We start from the raw sequence: 17,760 nt of genomic DNA, 5'->3' as shown, positions 1-17,760 counted from the left end.
ACATTCAAATGGGCCATTCCGTACGCAAACGCGGTGCATCGCCGACACGTCGTGGGGCATCGCGCCCGCCTGCGGTGCACACGGCGACCTTCACCGTCTACGTGTTTTCCCTGCTCAACCAATCCTGTCCAGTTGGACAGGTTGTAGACGATTACCGGCTATATTTCAATGACTTCTCACTGAGCGAAAAGCGTGCCATTGCGCTGCAACATGCCGGAAGGCACGTCGTTCGCATGTGTACGACACTACGCGTTTGCAGGCCGCATTGCGACTACAATGAGGCGCGACGCGGCACCCGAGCCACACGAGGCCATGATGAAAAGTGACGATGCGCCAGCAATGACCGTCGAAGACGAAGAAGCGGCAAAGCCAATGCGGCGGCGCAAGGCACACATCCGCAACACGAACGAGGCGCATCTGCTCGCGTGCGCGGAAGCCGTTTTTGCAGAGCGTGGTCTTGAAGGCACTAGCACAGCGATGATCGCGGAACGTGCGGGTCTCCCTAAAGCGAACCTGCATTACTACTTCCCGACAAAGCTTGCGCTTTACCGACGCGTGCTCGATGACATCTTCGAGGAGTGGTACCGCGCCGCGGATACGTTCGACCGCAGCGACGATCCGGTTGAGGCAATCGGCGGCTATGTGCGCGCCAAGATGGAACTGTCGCGGCGTCGTCCACTTGCCTCGAAGGTGTGGGCGAACGAAATCATTCGCGGCGCGACGCACATGCAGGACATCCTGGCGGGTCGCGTGAAGCCATGGATGGAGACGCGCGTCGTCGTGATCAACGACTGGATCGCACGCGGGCTGCTCGCGCCCATTGATGCGCGCACGTTCCTCTTCATGATCTGGGCGATGACCCAGCACTACGCCGATTTCGACGCGCAGATCGAAGCGCTGGCCGGCAAGCGTGCGCTCTCGAAGAAGGCTTTCGACGAATCGACCGAACAGGTCGTCGCTCTAGTGATTCGGGCGTGCGGTGCCAAAGCGGCGAGCGCCAAATAGAAAAAGGGACGCGCCCCTGCTCATGCGCGTCCCTTCCCTGCTGCGTCAGGTCAATCTCATTCGATCAAACCACCGCAGCAAGTCCCAGAGTAAAGGCTAAAGCGGTGATCGAAATGATCGTCTCGCAGACGGTCCATGTCTTGAAGGTCTGCGGCACGGTCATGCCGAAGTATTCCTTCACGAGCCAGAAGCCACCGTCGTTCACGTGCGACAGGATCAGCGATCCCGCACCCGTCGCGAGCACAAGCAGTTCGGGACGCACACCACCCGTTGCAGCCGCGGCCGCTGCGATCGGCGCGATGATGCCCGCAGCCGTTGCCATTGCAACCGTCGCCGACCCCGTTGCGACACGAATCAGCGCCGCCACGAGCCACGCCAGAATCAGCAGCGGCACATGCGCACCGGTCGCCACATCGACAATCGCCTTCGACGCGCCGCTGTCGATCAGGATGCGGCCAAAGCCCGCGCCTGCACCCACCACCAGCGTGATGCTTGCCGTCGGCGCCAGGCATTCGTTGGTGAACTTGAGGATCTGCTCACGCCCAAAGCCACGCGTCACGCCAAACGTGTAGAAGCTCAGCAGCACCGCAAGCAGCAGCGCCATGTCCGGGTGACCAATCAGACGCAGTATGTTGTTCGCCGTCGACTTCGCCGGTGCAATGACATCGGCCCAGCTACCCACCAGCATCAGCAGTACGGGCAGCAACACCGTCAGCAACGTTATGCCGAATCCCGGCAGTTCCTGCGTCGCACGTTTTGCGTCCTGCTCGATGAACTGCTGCGCCATCGGGTTGATGCCATCGAGCACGACAAAGCGGCTGATGAGCTTCGAGAACAGCGGACCCGCAATCGCCGCAGTCGGAATGCCGACAATCAGCGCGTAGAAAATCGTGTGGCCGATATCCGCGTTGTATGCCGTCACTGCAAGCAATGCGGCCGGATGCGGTGGAATCAGACCGTGCACGACGGAAAGGCCCGCCACCATTGGAATGCCGACGCGAATCATCGACGTGCCCGTCCGTTGCGCGACGTTGAACGCAATCGGGATCAGCAGCACGAAGCCGACTTCGAAGAACACCGGCAAGCCGACCAGAAAGGCGATACACATCATCGCCCAGTGCACATTCTTAGGCCCGAACAGGCTGATCAGCGTGCGCGCGATACGCTCCGCCCCGCCCGATTCGGCCATCATCTTGCCGAGCATCGTGCCAAGACCAACCACGATCGCAATGTGACCGAGCGTGCCACCCACACCTGTTTCGAACGATTTCAGAATCGACGTCATCGGCATGCCGACGGCAAGCGCCAGCGCCACCGACACCATCATCAACGTGATGAACGGATTCATCCTGAAGCGCGCGATCAGCACGACGAGCGCGATGATGGCGATCAATGCATAGACGAGCAACAGACTTCCCTGGACGGTCGCCATGTTTCTTCTCCTTATTGTGTAGAGCGATGAGCAGCCGCTGCGCTCAGCGCAACGAGCGGGCTCTGTCCGTTTAGAACTTGTGGCGGATGCCGGCAACCGTCACGAACTGACCGTTGTTGCTCGACGCATTGGAGATGCCCTCAACCCATGCCTTCGAACCCGACGAACGCTGATAGATGCCGTTCAGGTACAGGTCCGTTGTCTTCGACAGGAAGTACTCGCCGCCAAGGCTTAGCTGGTTGTAGTGGGCGTTCTTCGCGATTGCCGAACTGCTCGTCTGGTTCGTGTAGATGTAGCCGAGCGCGAGCAGGGTCGCGGGCGTCAGCTGGTAACGCGCGCTCGCTTCATAGTTCGTGAAATGCAGGCTGCCGCCCGAGTTCAGCTGGAACTGCGAGTTCGTGTACAGCAGCGCGAAGATCGCCGGGCCGAACACGTACTGGCCGCCCGCGCCCCACACCTGGTTGCGCGCGACGTTGCTGATGATCGAAGAGCCCGTGTTGTAGTAATTGTCCGACGGCGCCGCGCCGGTTGTGCTCGTCGCCGGATGGTCCGTCAGCGAGTACGCCGCGTCGAGGCGGACCGGCCCGTTCACGTAGTCGGCGCCGACGCTCCACGCGCGGTTGTTCGAGAAATCACCTGCCGCGTTCGAGAACGCGTACATCGCGTTAGCGGTCAGGCCGGCGATGGTCGGCGTCGTGTACTTGACCGCGTTGTTCGTGCGGTACGTGTTGTTCAGGTCGTCGTTATCGTAGACCGCGTTGCCGTACTGGCTCATCGCGCCGACCCCGTTAATCTGCAGGTTCGAGAGGTAGTCCTGCACGCTGTTGTACTGACGGCCCAGCGTGATCGAGCCGGCCTTGTTGTTCGTCAGTGCAACCCACGCGCTACGGCCGAAGATGCGGCCGCCCTGACCTGCCGCACCCGTTTCGAGGCTGAACCCGTTTTCCAGCTTGAACGACACCTTGTTGCCGCCACCCAGATCTTCCGTACCGAGCAGGCCCCAGCGCGAGCCCTGCACATTGCCCTGCGTCGCCTGGAAGTTGCTCTTGCCCTTCTGGTTGTTCGTGTAGGTCAGCCCGGCGTCGACGATGCCATACAGCGTTACGCTGCTTTGCGCATACGCGGCCTGCGTGGCGAGTCCAGCGGCGGCGACAGTGATCGCCGTACGGAAGATCTTCTTATATTTCATGGTTTCCTCAAGTCAAAAGAAAGCGAACGCCGGATAAGAATGGTCATCCGACGCCCTACGGAGTACTAAACAGACGAGTCAAGGCAGCACCGGAGATTTCCGGCGCCCGGTCAGGCAAACTTCAAGGGGTGAAAATCAGTGCGTCAGTCGGGCCAGTTCCTGCGTCCAGCCACATGGCGCGCGTCGCGCTGGTGGAACGGTGTCACGATGGGTTGCGGTGCGCTTCGCGCATGTTCGAGTTCGTCGACGATGCGCGCGAGCACGGTCTGTTCTTCGCCCGGGTGCAGATTGCACGGATCGAGGAAGAAGAAATGCAGTTCCGCCTCGTGGTCGCGCACGATCACCGGGGCACCGCCGCGCTGGGGACGCGCGAGCGCATCGGCGAGATCCCATGCGGTAATGCGCGCTTCCTGCGGATCGATATGCAGTTTCAGACGGTCGAGCGGATTGCCCGTCGGGTCGGGATCGAGCTGCGCCCACACGCCGGCAAAGCGGTTCAGCGCTTCGCGCCACAGCGTCAGGTAACCGCGTTCGCGCGCGCGGATCGCAACGTGATCGCGCGTCTGCCACGCTTCGAGCGCAGCGATCGCGCCAACGATGCCTTCCTTGCCGACTTTCATGCCCCGGCCAATGCCGCCGTTCTGGAAATATGCGGCACGTACCCGCGCTTTCGTGCCCGCGACGATGCCCGCCGTCAGACCGCCGAGGAATTTGTGCGCCGAATACAGCACGAGATCCGCGCCCGCTTCGATGAAACGCTTCAGGTCATATTCGGACGCCGCGTCGACGATCACCGGCACGCCCTTTCCATGCGCAACCGCGATGAATTCTTCGAGCGTGATCATGCCGAACTGGACCGTGTGATGCGAGACGACGTAAAGCGCCGCTGTGGTGCGCTCTGTAATGGCAGTCGCCAGCTGATAACCATGCGCTTCGGTTGCGGCGCCAACAGTTACCACGCGTGCGCCGGCAAGACGGATCGCCTGGTCGATGGGTGCGCCATAATTGACGAGGTGACCGGTCTGGATCACGACTTCATTGCGCAACCCGGTCGTGTCCGGAAGCTGCTCGATCAGGCCGTGATCGTCGCCCGTCATGGTTGCGGCGATGCACAGCGTGATGGCCGCGGAACACGATGCGGTCACGTAACCGCTTTCGCTTCCGCAGGCCGCGGCGATCGCCGTCGACGCTTTCTTCTGCAGATCGTCGATCTCGACGAATTGCGGCAGTATCTGCGCCACCGCCTCGATCACCGGTTCGCCGACGATGGACGCGCCAAGGCTCGTCATCGTGCCCGAGACATTGATGACAGGGCGTAAGCCAGATCGAGAGCGGATGTCCATTGCGACGCCTCCGGAAATTTTATTTCCTAGTTATGGAATATATGTTGTAATTGTGTATCAGTCTAACATACAATAACCCTGCGTCAACTGGCCAAAAACAATCCGATTCCAAGGAGCACGATGTCCCGCACGCCCCGCCCCGCCGAGCCTGAACACGCCTCGCAGCCGTCCGAAACGACCGCCGCCGCGCCGCGCACGCGCACCGGCGCGATCGATCGCGCCGTGCAGATTTTCGACGCGCTTCAGGAAGCGAACCACCCGGTCACCGCGTATGAAGTCGCGCGCACGCTGGGCGCACCGCTGTCGACGGTCTATTCGATCATCAACGATCTCGTGGAAAAGAACCTGCTCGCGCGCACGCTCGAAGGCGCGATCTGGTTCGGCTCGCGGCTCTACGGCTACGGGCTGACATACGCGAGTTCGCTCGATTACCTGACGGTCGCGAACGAGGAAATGCACCGGCTTTCGGCACAGGTCGAAGAAACCGTGCAGGTGTGCGGGCTCGAGGAAGGCATGATGGTCGTGCTGCAGATGGCCGAAGGTCCGGGTCATTTTCGTGTGACGTCGCGTGTCGGCAGCCGCGTGCCGCTCAACTGGACAGCGTCGGGGCGTCTGCTGGTTGGGCATTTGCCGGATGCCGAGCGCGTCGCGTTCTTCCAGAAGCATGCGAAACCTTCGCCGACGGGTCGCTCGGAAACGCGTCCCGAGGTGCTCGCGCAGATCGCGCGCGATGCGTTCCAGTCGCGTCTGTCGATCCAGATCGGCGAATCGGATGCATCGGTGGCGTGCCTTGCGGCGCCGGTCCTCGATAAGGCAGGCGACTGCGTATTCACGATTTCGATCGTGATGCCGGAGTCGAAGGCGGAACAGGGCGCGGAACGTTTTGCCCACGCACTGCAGGACGTGGCCGCGCGAATCGAGGCGCGACTTGGCTGGCAGCACCGCACGCCCGAAGCGGCGCCTTGAGCCGGGCCTCTCTTCGACCATGAGTACGACGCGGCCCTTCCGCAGGCCGGATCGTCGGACACACCCGAACTACTGCCTTACGGCAAACGCTATCCCAGATGAACTGTTACGACCGGCTGCGCGCACGCGGCCTGACCCTCCCGCAGGTGCCGACGCCCATCGGCAATTTCGCCCACTGCACGCGCGAAGGCGATCTACTGTTCCTGTCGGGTCAAGGCCCGCTGAACGAAGCCGGCATGCTGATGACCGGCAAGGTCGGCGCAACCGTCACCACCGATGAAGCCTATCAGCACGCACAACTCGTCGGTCTGAACCTGCTGGCCGTGCTGCATTCAGAACTGGGCGATCTGGGCCGCGTCAGACAGGTGATCAAGCTGCTCGGCATGGTCAACGCAACACCGGATTTCGCCGAGCATCCGCGCGTGATCAATGGCTGTTCCGATCTCTTCGTCGATATCCTGGGCGATGCGGGGCGGCATTCGCGTTCGGCTGTCGGCGTCGGCTCGCTGCCCGGCAACATTACCGTCGAAATCGAAGCGATCGTCGCCGTGCGGGATTGACGGCCCGCGTGCGTCACACAACCGGTCAGGCAGCCATCGTGTCCCGCGACGCCCTACGCTCCCGCTGTTTCGCCAGATACAGATCTTTGAAGTGAGCGCTTCAATCGCCTGCGGGGCGCGCCGCTGCGCGCCCCGCCCGGCGCTGGCCTGCGGCGAAATCCCGGCAGGCGCGTGCGATGGGCGCTATTGTTCCTCGTGCGCCCTCACGTCCTTAAAGGAGGAAAGCATGACCACGATTTCCTGGGTTGTTGTTGCGGACGGCAGTCGCGCCCGTATTTTCGAGACCCACGGGCTCAAGCTGGAACTGCGTGAAATTGAAGGCTTCACCGATCCGCAGGCCCGCACGCGCGACCCCGAACTACGCAACGGCGAGCCGGGCCAGAATGGAAAACCCGCGCCGAACAGCCCGAACGACACCGCACGCGACCAGTTTGCCCGCATGCTGGGCGAGTATCTGGACAAGGGTCGTATCCAGCAGCGCTTCCACCGGCTCCGTCTTGCGATCGAACCACGGTTTCTCGGCCTCGTGCGCCGGCATATGAGCGACGAGACCCGCAAACTGGTCTTCGAGGAGATCCCGGAAGACATCTCCAAGCTGGCCCCCAAAGACATCCAGCGTCATCTCGAACAGCACGGATAGACTCACCCGGGGCGCCCGCCCGGCGGGCGCATTGCTGCTTTCCCTGATCTAGCGCGTTTTTGCACCAATTCGCCCCCGACCGCGTCAACTTTCTGCCTAGCTTGCCGTTATAATACGCATGGCTTTCAACGAGGTAGGCAAGTGGGCAGCATCGGTTCAAATAATGTGTCGGCACGCACCGACACGGTGCATCAAGGTAGGCCGAGCTTCTCCGAACGCTTCTCGCGTGCGTTCGGCGCGTCCACTATCCAGCGGCTGAAATCACTCCCGCTGCGACGCATCGCTGTTCCCGCGCTTGCGCTTGTCGTCTGCACCATCGTCCTGCTGGTCATCCAGCATCTGTCGAAAACCATCGACTATCACTCCGTCGTCCGCAGCCTGCGCCATCTGTCGCCGCAGGCGCTCATCACGTCGCTCGTCGCGACTGCCGCCAGTTATGTTGTCCTCGTCGCCCGCGATGCGGTCGGCCTGCGCTCGCTCGGCGCGTGCGTCTCGCGTCCGGTGTTGTGGATCGGCGCTACGGTCGCGTCGGCGCTCGGCAATGCGACCGGTTTCGGCGCGCTGACCGGCGGCGCCGTGCGCATCCGCATCTACGGCGCCGAAGGCATCAAGCCGGCGCAGGTCGGCAGGCTCACCCTGTTCACGAGCGTCACGCTGGGTCTGTCGCTGGTTCTGCTCTCCGGTCTCGGCATGCTGTACGCCGCGCCGTCGATGAGCCGCATGACCCATCTTTCGCCAACGCTGCTGGTCTGCACCGGTCTCGCCATCGTCGCGCTCTTCGCGCTCTTGATCGGCGCGTGCCGGCCGGTTGCACGCCAGATCCAGATCGGCCCGCTCAAGCTCGATGTGCCTGCGCGCCGCGATCTGGTCGCGCAGCTGGCGCTCGCCGCCGCCGACGTCGCCGCCGCCAGCATTGCGCTGTGGGCGCTGCTGCCGCAGACGGACATCGGCTTTGCCCACTTCATCGCGATTTTCTCGATGGCGATGCTGCTCGGCATGATCGGCCACACGCCGGGCGGTCTGGGCGTGTTCGAAGCATCGATGGTGTTCGCGCTCGGCGGCACGATGCCGACGCCGGCCATGGTCGCCGCCCTGCTCGCCTATCGCGTGATCTACTTCGGCGTGCCGCTGCTGCTGTCTTCCGCGCTGCTGGCCGGTTTCGAAGGACAGGCGCTCAAGGCGCGCTTTGCGTCGCGCAACTCGCAGCACATCACGCAGCTCGCGCCCCTGTTTCTGAGCGTCATCACGTTTGCGGTCGGCGGCATGCTCGTGATTTCCGGTGCAACGCCCGCGTTCGGACGCCGTCTCGCGATGTTGCAGACCGTGCTGCCGCTGTGGGTGCTCGAAGGCTCGCAACTGCTCGCGAGTCTGCTCGGCGTGCTGCTGCTGTTCGTCGCACGCGGTCTGCTGCGCCGGCTCGACGCCGCATGGTGGCTCACGATGCTGCTCGCGCTCGCCAGTCTCGCGCTCTCGCTCACCAAGGGCCTCGCGTTTGTCGAAGCCGGCGTGCTGAGCGTGCTGATCATCTTGCTGGCCACGACGCGCCAGCGCTTCAACCGTTCATCGTCGCTCTTTAGCGAGCGGTTCACTGCGACGTGGCTGGTGTCGGTCGGCATCGTGATGATCGTGGCGTCGTGGGTGCTGTTCTTCGCCTTCCGCGATGTGCCGTACAGCCGCGACCTGTGGTGGGATTTCGCCTTCGACGAACGCGCGCCGCGTGCGCTGCGCGCGACGCTCGGCGCGTGTCTGTTCGCGACCGTCATCGCCTTCTGGCAACTGCTGCGTCCGGCCGCCGGGCGTTTCGTCATGCCGCCCGCGGTCGACCTCGCCGACGCCGCGAAGATCGTTCGCGCGCAGGAGCGCAGCGACGCCGGCCTCGCGCTGATGGGCGACAAGAGCTTCCTGTTTTCGAAGTCGCGCGAAGCGTTCCTGATGTACGCGAAGCACGGCCGCACATGGGCCGCGCTGCACGATCCGGTCGGGCCGCGAGAGGAATGGGTCGAACTGATCGGCGAGTTCATGGCACTCGCGCATGCGCACGGCGGACGCGCTGCGTTCTATCAGGTCCGCGCCGACGCCCTGCCGCTCTATCTCGACGCCGGCCTTTCGCTGATGAAGCTCGGTGAGGAAGCCCGCATCGTCCTGAGCGATTTCGAACTGGCCGGCGCGCACCGTACGCATCTGCGCTATGCGTTAAAGCGCGGCGAACGCGATGGTTTGACGGCCGAGATGTACGAGCCGCCGCACGTGCCCGGCCTGCTGCCGACGCTGCGCGGCATTTCCGATGCGTGGCTCGACAGCCGTTCCGCGAAGGAAAAGAGCTTCTCGGTGGCCGCTTTCACCGACGACTACCTGGCCGCGCAATCCGTGATGCTGGTGCGTCAGCAGGGCACGCCGGTCGCGTTCGTCACGTTCATGACGACCGACCTGAATCTGGACGCGACCGTCGGCGTGATGCGTCACGCGCCCGACGCGTCGCCGTATGCGATGGAATATCTGTTCACCAAGCTCGCGCTGCATCTAAAGCAGGAAAATTTCCGCAGCCTGAGTCTTGGCATGGCGCCGCTGTCGGGCATGAACCCCACGCCGCTGGCTTCACCGTGGCACCGTCTCGCCGGTCTGATGTGGCGTTTTGGTTGCCGCTTCTATAACTTCCGCGGTCTGCGGGGCTTCAAGAGCAAATTCCAGCCCACCTGGGAGCCGCGTTATCTCGCGGCGTCGGGTTCGGTCGGCGTCGTGCTGACCCTCGCCGACCTGTCGCTTCTCGCCGAAGGCTGGCGTTCATGAAATTGTTGAAGATTGCACTGGCCCTGGGATTGTCCTCGGGCCTTTTTGCTTCCGTATTGCCGGATGCTGATGCCGCCACCGGCACTGCCGCGGCCGCTCCTTCCGGCGCCAGGGTGAGCGCTATTGCGGGTTCCGTCACGACGGTGTCGGGCGGCCGCTTCGGCGACGTCACTGTGACCCGGCCGACGGGCCCGATGCGTGGCCTCGTCGTGCTTTTCTCGAAGGCTGACGGCTGGCGCCCCGCCGACCAGCAGGCCGCCGATGCGCTCGCGAAAAACGGCGCCATGGTCGTCGGCGTCGATACGGCGCGCTACGCCGCGACGCCGTTCACCAAACCGGAGGTCTGCCACAACCTGGTTGGCGACGTGGAAAACATCAGCCACCAGTTGCAGCGCGAAGAACAGTCGAGCCGCTACTTCCTGCCGATCGTCGCCGGCACGGGCGAAGGCGGCCTGGTTGCTACACGCATGCTGTCCACGGCGCCGTCGAACACGCTTTCCGGCGCGGCATCGGTCGATCCCGACGCAACGCTCGACGCGCGTTTCAACTCATGCCCGCCCGATCCGACGATCAGCCGTGGCAACGGCCTGCCGGGCTTCGTCGAAGTCGCTTCCACGACGACGGCTGCCGTCGACGCGCCCGCGCCCATCGGCGGCAAGCCGGTGCCGGTGCGGCGCTTCGCAGCGACCATGTCGACGGCCGACACGATGGTCGCCCTGCTCTCGCCGCATCTGCGGCCGCATGATACGGGCGAACAGGATGTGTCGGACCTGCCGCTGATCGAGTTGCGCGCCGCACATCCGACCGACATGCTCGCGATCGTCATTTCCGGCGACGGCGGCTGGCGCGATCTCGACAAGACGATTGCCGAAGCGCTGCAGAAGAAAGACGTATCGGTGGTCGGCATCGACGCATTGCGCTACTTCTGGAGCACGAAGTCGCCGGAACAGACGGGCTACGATCTCGCACGCGTGATGCAGGCGTACGGCGCGCGCTGGCATACACAGCACGTTGCACTGATCGGCTATTCGTTCGGCGCGGACGTGATGCCGTTCGCGTACAACCGCCTGCCGGAAGCACTGCGCGCGAAGGTTTCGCAGATGGCGCTGCTCGGCTTCGCCCATGACGCGGACTTCCAGATCCGCGTGAGCGGCTGGCTCGGCATGCCCGCCAGCAGCGAAGCGCTGCCCGCGATGCCGGAAGTGGCAAAAGTGCCGCCGGCCATCGTGCAGTGCATCTACGGAGAAGACGAAAAGGACACGCTGTGTCCGGCGCTCGCGAAAACGGGCGCCAGTGTCATGCGCACGCCGGGTGGACATCACTTCGGCCACGACTACAACAGCCTCGCGGATACGATTCTGGAAGGCTGGCGCAAGCAGATTGCAGCGCGTGAATGCGCGGCGGGGAAGGCCTCGGCGAATGGCGTGCCGAATCCGGCGTGCGCTGCTACAAAACAAGGCTCGCTTTAACGACGCATTCGCGCGGCACGCTACAAAGACATCGGGGCCACATTCATCAAGAATGCGGCCCCGGTGCTTATCTGGCTGCTTATCTGGTTGATCATCGGCCGCTAACCCACGCGGCCGGACGAACTCATCCCGCTCACCCGATTTTTGCCACGCTCTGCTCCTCCGGCGCGGCCACTTCGCTGCGCTCGCGCGCGAGCACGGGCGCCAACGCGCGCCCCGTATGGCTCGCGGCGACCTGTACCAGCCCTTCCGGATGTGTCGCCGCGACGATCGCGCCACCGCCGACGCCGCCTTCCGGTCCGAGGTCGATGATCCAGTCCGCTTCGGCGACGACGTCGAGGTCATGCTCGATCACCACCACGCTATGCCCCGCATCGACCAGCCGGTGCAGCACGCGGATCAGCTTCGCGACGTCGGCCATATGCAGACCGACCGTCGGTTCATCGAGCACGTACAGCGTGTGCGGCGCCTTCTGTCCGCGACGCGTGATGTCGTCGCGCACCTTGCTGAGTTCGGTGACGAGCTTGATGCGTTGCGCCTCGCCGCCTGACAGCGTCGGCGAGGGTTGACCCAGCGTCAGATAACCGAGCCCCACGTCCTTCATCAACTGCAGCGGATGCGCGATGTTCGACAGCGGCGCGAAGAACTCGACGGCTTCGTCGATTTCCATCGTGAGCACGTCGCCGATGTTCTTGCCGCGCCATGTGACGGCGAGCGTCTCGGGATTGAAGCGCTGACCGTGACAGACATCACAGGGCACCTTCACGTCCGGCAAAAAGCTCATGCCGATCGTGCGCACGCCCTGGCCTTCGCAGGCAGGGCAACGACCGTCGCCCGTGTTGAACGAGAAACGCGAAGCCGTGTAGCCGCGTGCCCGTGCTTCAAGCGTATCGGCAAACAGACGACGGATCGTATCCCACACGCCAATGTACGTCGCCGGACACGAACGCGGCGTTTTGCCGATCGGTGTCTGATCGACTTCGAGCACACGGTCGATGGTTTCCCAGCCGGTCATCGAATCGCAACCTTGCCACGCGTGCGTCACGTTCAGCGACGGCCGCGGCGCGCTGCGTGCAAGCACGCTCGAACGCCGGTTCGTTGCGGGTTCATCGGTTTGCGCTGCCTTGCGCGCACGCTTCGTCGCCGGTGACGACAGCACCGAGCGACCCACGGCATCCAGCATGTTCGCCATCAGCACGTCACGTGCGAGCGTCGATTTACCGGAGCCGCTGACGCCCGTCACAGCAACGAGCCGCGCGAGCGGGATGCCCACCGTCACGTTACGCAGGTTATGCAGCTTGCCGCCGTGCACGGTCAGCCAGTTCTCAGGCACCGCCGCCGTGTTCCGGCGCGCCGGCACAACCGGACGACGCGGCTGCAACGGATGCGTAATCGGGTGCGCGAGGAACTGCCCGGTCAACGACTCAGACTGCGCCGCCAGGTCCTTCACGCCGCCCTGCGCAACGAGACTACCGCCACGCTTGCCCGCACCGGGACCGATATCGATGATGTGATCGGCACGCCGGATCGTATCTTCGTCATGCTCCACGACGACCAGCGTGTTGCCCTTCTCCCCCAGCTTGCGCAATGCGTTCAGCAGGATCTGGTTGTCACGCGGATGCAGCCCGATCGTCGGTTCATCGAGCACGTAACACACGCCCTGCAGGTTGCTGCCGAGTTGCGCCGCGAGCCGGATACGCTGCGCCTCACCGCCTGACAGGCTCGGCGCCGCGCGATCGAGACTCAGATAGCCGAGCCCAACCTCTTCGAGGAACTGCAGCCGGCTGCCGATTTCGCTGACAACATCACGCGCGATGCCCGCATCGCGTCCTGTGAGTGCAAGCGAATCGATCCATTGACGCGTATCCGACACCGTCCATTGCGCGACATCGACAATCGCCTGGCCATCGAACGTCACCGCGCGCGCGACCGGATTCAGCCGCGTGCCGCTGCAATCCGGACACGGCTCGTCACCCACGCCTTCCGGTTCCTGCTCTTCCGACGGCAAGCTCTGCTCGCGGCCGCGATTGTCATCGACGATCACGGTGTCGTCGTACGCTGCACGCTGTTCGCGCGTCAAGGCGAGACCCGTGCCGACGCAGGTCGTGCACCAGCCGTGCTTGCTGTTGTACGAGAACATCCGCGGGTCAAGTTCCGGATAGCTCGTGCCGCACACCGGGCACGCGCGCTTCACCGACAACACCTTCACTTCGCCGACGTGCCCGTTGGCGCCACGGCCGTTCATCGCGTCATGCAGACCGTCGAGCGGCGCGAGCAGGTGGATCACGCCCTTGCCGACTTCGAGCGTCTCGTCGAGCGCGCGACGCAGCTGCGCCTCGTGATCCGCCGAGACCACGATGTCCGCGACCGGCAGTTCGATTGTGTGTTCACGGAAGCGGTCAAGCTTCGGCCACGGGTCCACCGGCACGAACTCGCCATCGACACGCAGATGCGTATTGCCACGCGCCTTCGCCCATTTCGCGAGATCGGTATAGACGCCCTTCCGGTTCACTACCAGCGGCGCAAGCAGCCCGACGTGCTGGCCCTTGTGATCGCGCAGCAGTTGCGCGGCGATTGATTCGACGCTTTGCGCGGTAACCGGGGTGCCGTCGTGAATGCAATGCTGCAAGCCGAGCTTCACATAGAGCAACCGCAGGAAATGCCACACCTCGGACGTAGTCGCCACCGTACTCTTGCGCCCACCACGCGACAGCCGCTGTTCGATCGCAACGGTCGGCGGAATGCCGTACACGGCGTCGACTTCAGGACGCCCCGCCGGCTGCACGATCGAACGTGCATACGCGTTCAGCGATTCCAGATAACGGCGCTGGCCTTCGTGGAAAAGAATATCGAACGCGAGCGTCGACTTGCCCGAACCGGACACGCCCGTAATCACGTTGAACTTGCCGTGCGGAATATCGACGTCGAGCGACTTCAGGTTGTGCTCGCGCGCATTCACGATCCGCACGACGTCCTCGCCTTCAACCGCGCGACGCGCACGCGCCGCCGTCAACGCCGTTTGCAGCGGCACGCCTTGCGAAGCCGGCGTGACTTCCACGCCCATCGATTCGTCGTATTGCAGCAGTGCCTGGCCAGTGTGCGATTCCTCGCACTGTTTGACTTCGTCGGGCGTACCGGCGCACAGCACACGGCCGCCGCCGTCGCCACCTTCGGGTCCGAGATCGATCAGCCAGTCGGCCGCGCGGATCACGTCGAGGTTGTGCTCGATCACGATCAGCGAATGGCCGCCTGCGAGCAGCTTGCCGAACGCCTGCATCAGCTTCGCGATATCGTCGAAATGGAGGCCCGTGGTCGGCTCATCGAACATAAAGAGCTTGCCCGCCGTAGCGGACGCCTGCTTCGCGCCGCGCGGCGTGCGCGCCTGCGCCGTCTCCGCGAGAAAGCCTGCGAGCTTGAGACGCTGTGCCTCGCCGCCAGACAGTGTCGGCACCGGCTGCCCGAGCTTCACGTATTCAAGACCCACGTCGACGATCGGCTGCAACACGCGCAGCACTTCGGCATCGGTGGCGAAATACGCGGTCGCCTCGTGCACCGTCAGTTCCAGCACATCCGCGATGCTCAACGCGCGCGCCGGATTGCCGCGCTCGATCTTCACTTCGAGAATCTCGGCGCGATAACGGCGCCCGTCGCAATCCGGGCAACGCAGGTAGACGTCGCTCAGGAACTGCATTTCGATGTGCTCGAAGCCGGAGCCGCCGCAGGTCGGGCAACGGCCGTCACCCGAGTTGAAGCTGAACATGCCCGCCGTATAGCCGCGTTGCGACGCGAGCGTCGCCTTCGCGAACAGCTTGCGGATTTCGTCGAATGCGCCGACGTAGCTCGCCGGGTTCGAACGCGCCGTCTTGCCGATCGGCGACTGGTCGACGAACACGACATCGCTGACCTGGTCAGCGCCCTCGAGCCGCCGGAACGCGCCCGGCGTTTCTGTCGCACGACCGAGATGCCGCGCCATCGCCGGATACAGCACGTCCTGCAGCAGCGTCGACTTGCCCGAACCGGACACGCCCGTCACGCAGACAAGACGTTGCAGTGGAATCTCCACCGTCACGTCGCGCAGGTTATGTTCGCGCGCGCCTTCGAGCACGATGCGCGGCGCGTTCGCCTCGACCGGACGGCGCGACCAGCGCGACGCGTCAGCCACATGCCGGCGACCACCAAGGTATTCGCCGGTGAGCGTGCCCGCCGAACGGATATCGTCGGGCGAGCCGTCGTAAATGATCGTGCCGCCGCGCTCGCCAGGGCCTGGGCCCATGTCGATCAGACGATCCGCCGCCAGCATCACCGACGGATCGTGCTCCACCACCACGAGCGTATTGCCCGCATCGCGCAGACGATGCATCGCTTCGACAATGCGGTTCAGGTCGCGCGGATGCAGCCCGATGCTCGGCTCGTCGAGCACGAAGAGCGTCTTGGTGAGCGAGGTGCCGAGCGCGGTCGTCAGGTTGATCCGCTGCACTTCGCCGCCGGACAATGTGCGGCTCTGGCGATCCAGCGTCAGATAACCGAGGCCGACATCGCACAGGTATTTGAGGCGCGTGCGCACTTCGGCAAGCAGCAGCTTCAATGCATCGTCGAGCAGCACGCTCGGCAGCGTGATTTCGTCGAAGAAGCGCCGGATGCGCTCGATCGGCAGCAGCATCAGGTCGTGCACTGTGAGACCCGGCAGCGCTTCAAGCTGCGCGCGCGACCAGTCCACACCACGCGGCAGGAAACGGCGGCCTGCTTCGAGCACGGCGTCGGCGTTCGGCTTCGTGCCGAGCCGCCATAACAGCGATTCCGTCTTCAGCCGCGCGCCGCCGCATGTTTCGCACGGCGTGTAGCTGCGGTACTTCGACAGCAGCACGCGGATGTGCATCTTGTACGCTTTCGATTCGAGGTACGCGAAGAAGCGCTTCACGCCGTACCACTGCTTCTGCCATTTGCCGTCCCAGTCGGGCGAGCCGTTGATGACCCAGTCGCGCTGCGCCTCCGACAGTTCCGACCACGCTGTATCGCGCGGAATGCCGGCCGTTGCCGCATAGCGCATCAGATCGTCCTGACACTCCTTCCACGCCGGCGTCTGCATTGTCTTGATTGCGCCGCCGCGCAGCGTTTTGCGCTCATCGGGAATGACGAGGCCCAGGTCGACTCCGATCACGCGCCCGAAGCCGCGGCACGTTTCGCACGCGCCATACGCCGAGTTGAACGAGAACAGCGCCGGCTGCGGATCGGCGTAACGCAGATCGCTATCCGGGTTGTGAAGCCCCGTCGAAAAGCGCCAGATCTGCGGCTCGGCGCTCTCTTCCGGTACCTGCGGCAGCACGTACACATTCACGCGCCCGGCACCGCGCTTGAGCGACGCCTCGATTGCTTCGAGTGCGCGCACCTTCTCGGTCTGCTGCAGACGGAAGCGGTCGGCGACCACATCCAGCACCTTGCGCGGACCGGTGGGCGACACCACTTCGCGTTGCGCCTGCACGCGCGTGTAGCCGCTCGCCGACAGCCACTGCTCGACTTCGGCTTCCGTTGCCGTTTCGGGCAGTTCTACGGGAAACGTGACAGCCAGCCGCGGATCCGTGCCCGCCGTGCGCGCCATCAGATCGGCGTAGACCGTCTCCGGCGTGTCGTGCCGCACCGGCTGCGCGGTCTTGCGGTCGTACAGTCCGGCCGCGCGCGCATAGAGCAGCTTCAGATGGTCGTTGAGTTCGGTCATCGTGCCGACCGTCGAGCGCGAACTGCGGACCGGATTGGTCTGGTCGATGGCAATCGCCGGCGGCACGCCGTCGACGCGGTCCACCTGCGGCCGGTCCATGCGGTCGAGAAACTGCCGCGCGTACGCGCTGAAGGTTTCGACGTAGCGCCGCTGCCCTTCGGCATACAACGTATCGAACACGAGGCTCGACTTGCCTGAACCGGACGGCCCGGTCACGACGGTCATTTCGCCGGTATGCAGGTCGAGGTCGAGGTTCTTGAGATTGTGCTGACGGGCGCCGCGGATGCGGATCGTTCCGCGGTTCGTACCATTAGATGACAATTTATCTGTCCGTCTGAATGAGTTTAGCCAGTGTCGCGGCCAGCGTGCGCCGCCGCGCGAATGGAAGTGCGTGCCGCCTCGGCGGAGGTCCGGCAAGGCGGGCTTCGATCGCACACTATACTGTATATTTATACAGTTTTCCAACCTGCTGACGGTGGCAGCGTGCTCGCCTTAGGGGCCGCTCATGGGCCGCTCATGGGCCGCTCATGGGCCGCTTATGGGCCGGGAATCGCCAGCCGCAGCAGCCTGGGAACCCCTTCAGAAAGAACCGGCCACACGTCGACTTCGCAGGATAGCGCGTGACGGTGGCCTTCGCTGGAAGCGCGTTGACGCGT

Annotated in this window: 10 protein-coding genes; 6 read left to right on the top strand and 4 right to left on the bottom strand. The window is 64.0% G+C overall.

Going from position 1 to position 17,760, the window contains the following annotated elements; translation table 11 throughout:
* Nucleotides 1-276 precede the first annotated feature (276 nt).
* Nucleotides 277-1,005 (top strand): TetR/AcrR family transcriptional regulator, encoded by a 729-nt coding sequence (locus tag P3T21_RS25710; protein WP_429258775.1) that lies wholly within the window; start codon nucleotides 277-279, stop codon nucleotides 1,003-1,005.
* A 64-nt stretch (nucleotides 1,006-1,069) separates the two neighbouring features.
* Here the strand turns inward: P3T21_RS25710 and P3T21_RS25705 are convergent, their stop codons facing one another.
* The 3 genes from P3T21_RS25705 to P3T21_RS25695 all read right to left on the bottom strand — a co-directional run bounded on the left by P3T21_RS25705 (nucleotide 1,070) and on the right by P3T21_RS25695 (nucleotide 4,969).
* On the bottom strand, nucleotides 1,070-2,437 hold the full coding sequence (locus P3T21_RS25705) for a gluconate:H+ symporter (RefSeq protein ID WP_429258774.1): 1,368 nt from the start codon (nucleotides 2,435-2,437) through the stop codon (nucleotides 1,070-1,072).
* A gap of 70 nt (nucleotides 2,438-2,507) precedes the next feature.
* On the bottom strand, nucleotides 2,508-3,626 hold the full coding sequence (locus P3T21_RS25700) for a porin (RefSeq protein ID WP_429258773.1): 1,119 nt from the start codon (nucleotides 3,624-3,626) through the stop codon (nucleotides 2,508-2,510).
* Between the two features lie 143 nt (nucleotides 3,627-3,769).
* Entirely contained in the window at nucleotides 3,770-4,969 is a 1,200-nt protein-coding gene (locus tag P3T21_RS25695; RefSeq protein ID WP_429258772.1) for an aminotransferase class V-fold PLP-dependent enzyme, read from the bottom strand.
* A 120-nt stretch (nucleotides 4,970-5,089) separates the two neighbouring features.
* Here P3T21_RS25695 and P3T21_RS25690 point away from each other — a divergent pair, with 120 nt between their 5' ends.
* The 5 genes from P3T21_RS25690 to P3T21_RS25670 all read left to right on the top strand — a co-directional run bounded on the left by P3T21_RS25690 (nucleotide 5,090) and on the right by P3T21_RS25670 (nucleotide 11,391).
* Nucleotides 5,090-5,935 (top strand): IclR family transcriptional regulator, encoded by an 846-nt coding sequence (locus tag P3T21_RS25690; protein ID WP_429258771.1) that lies wholly within the window; start codon nucleotides 5,090-5,092, stop codon nucleotides 5,933-5,935.
* Between the two features lie 98 nt (nucleotides 5,936-6,033).
* On the top strand, nucleotides 6,034-6,495 hold the full coding sequence (locus P3T21_RS25685; protein ID WP_429258770.1) for a RidA family protein: 462 nt from the start codon (nucleotides 6,034-6,036) through the stop codon (nucleotides 6,493-6,495).
* A gap of 226 nt (nucleotides 6,496-6,721) precedes the next feature.
* Entirely contained in the window at nucleotides 6,722-7,135 is a 414-nt protein-coding gene (locus P3T21_RS25680) for a host attachment protein (RefSeq protein WP_429258769.1), read from the top strand.
* A 246-nt stretch (nucleotides 7,136-7,381) separates the two neighbouring features.
* Nucleotides 7,382-9,922, top strand: a complete 2,541-nt coding sequence (gene mprF / locus P3T21_RS25675; RefSeq protein ID WP_429258808.1) for a bifunctional lysylphosphatidylglycerol flippase/synthetase MprF — start codon at nucleotides 7,382-7,384, stop codon at nucleotides 9,920-9,922.
* On the top strand, nucleotides 9,919-11,391 hold the full coding sequence (locus P3T21_RS25670; RefSeq protein ID WP_429258768.1) for a virulence factor family protein: 1,473 nt from the start codon (nucleotides 9,919-9,921) through the stop codon (nucleotides 11,389-11,391). The genes mprF and P3T21_RS25670 overlap by 4 nt, the downstream gene beginning before the upstream one ends.
* A 133-nt stretch (nucleotides 11,392-11,524) precedes the next feature.
* On the opposite strand, the gene uvrA is transcribed toward P3T21_RS25670, so the two are convergent.
* Nucleotides 11,525-17,425, bottom strand: coding sequence for an excinuclease ABC subunit UvrA (gene uvrA, locus P3T21_RS25665; protein WP_429258767.1), 5,901 nt, complete (start codon nucleotides 17,423-17,425; stop codon nucleotides 11,525-11,527).
* Between the last annotated feature and the right edge of the window lie 335 nt (nucleotides 17,426-17,760).

Source organism: Paraburkholderia sp. GAS334, assembly GCF_050436625.1.
Classification (GTDB): Bacteria; Pseudomonadota; Gammaproteobacteria; order Burkholderiales; family Burkholderiaceae; genus Paraburkholderia.
The sequence above is the reverse complement of the archived record's forward strand: the minus strand, read 5'-3'. Positions and strand labels throughout refer to the sequence as shown.

Coding starts and splice junctions, on each gene's coding strand:
- P3T21_RS25685 (WP_429258770.1), top strand. CDS start 6,034: ATGAACTGTTACGACCGGCTGCGCGCACGCGGCCTGACCCTCCCGCAG.
- P3T21_RS25690 (WP_429258771.1), top strand. CDS start 5,090: ATGTCCCGCACGCCCCGCCCCGCCGAGCCTGAACACGCCTCGCAGCCG.
- P3T21_RS25695 (WP_429258772.1), bottom strand. CDS start 4,969: ATGGACATCCGCTCTCGATCTGGCTTACGCCCTGTCATCAATGTCTCG.
- P3T21_RS25670 (WP_429258768.1), top strand. CDS start 9,919: ATGAAATTGTTGAAGATTGCACTGGCCCTGGGATTGTCCTCGGGCCTT.
- P3T21_RS25680 (WP_429258769.1), top strand. CDS start 6,722: ATGACCACGATTTCCTGGGTTGTTGTTGCGGACGGCAGTCGCGCCCGT.
- P3T21_RS25710 (WP_429258775.1), top strand. CDS start 277: ATGAGGCGCGACGCGGCACCCGAGCCACACGAGGCCATGATGAAAAGT.
- P3T21_RS25705 (WP_429258774.1), bottom strand. CDS start 2,437: ATGGCGACCGTCCAGGGAAGTCTGTTGCTCGTCTATGCATTGATCGCC.
- P3T21_RS25700 (WP_429258773.1), bottom strand. CDS start 3,626: ATGAAATATAAGAAGATCTTCCGTACGGCGATCACTGTCGCCGCCGCT.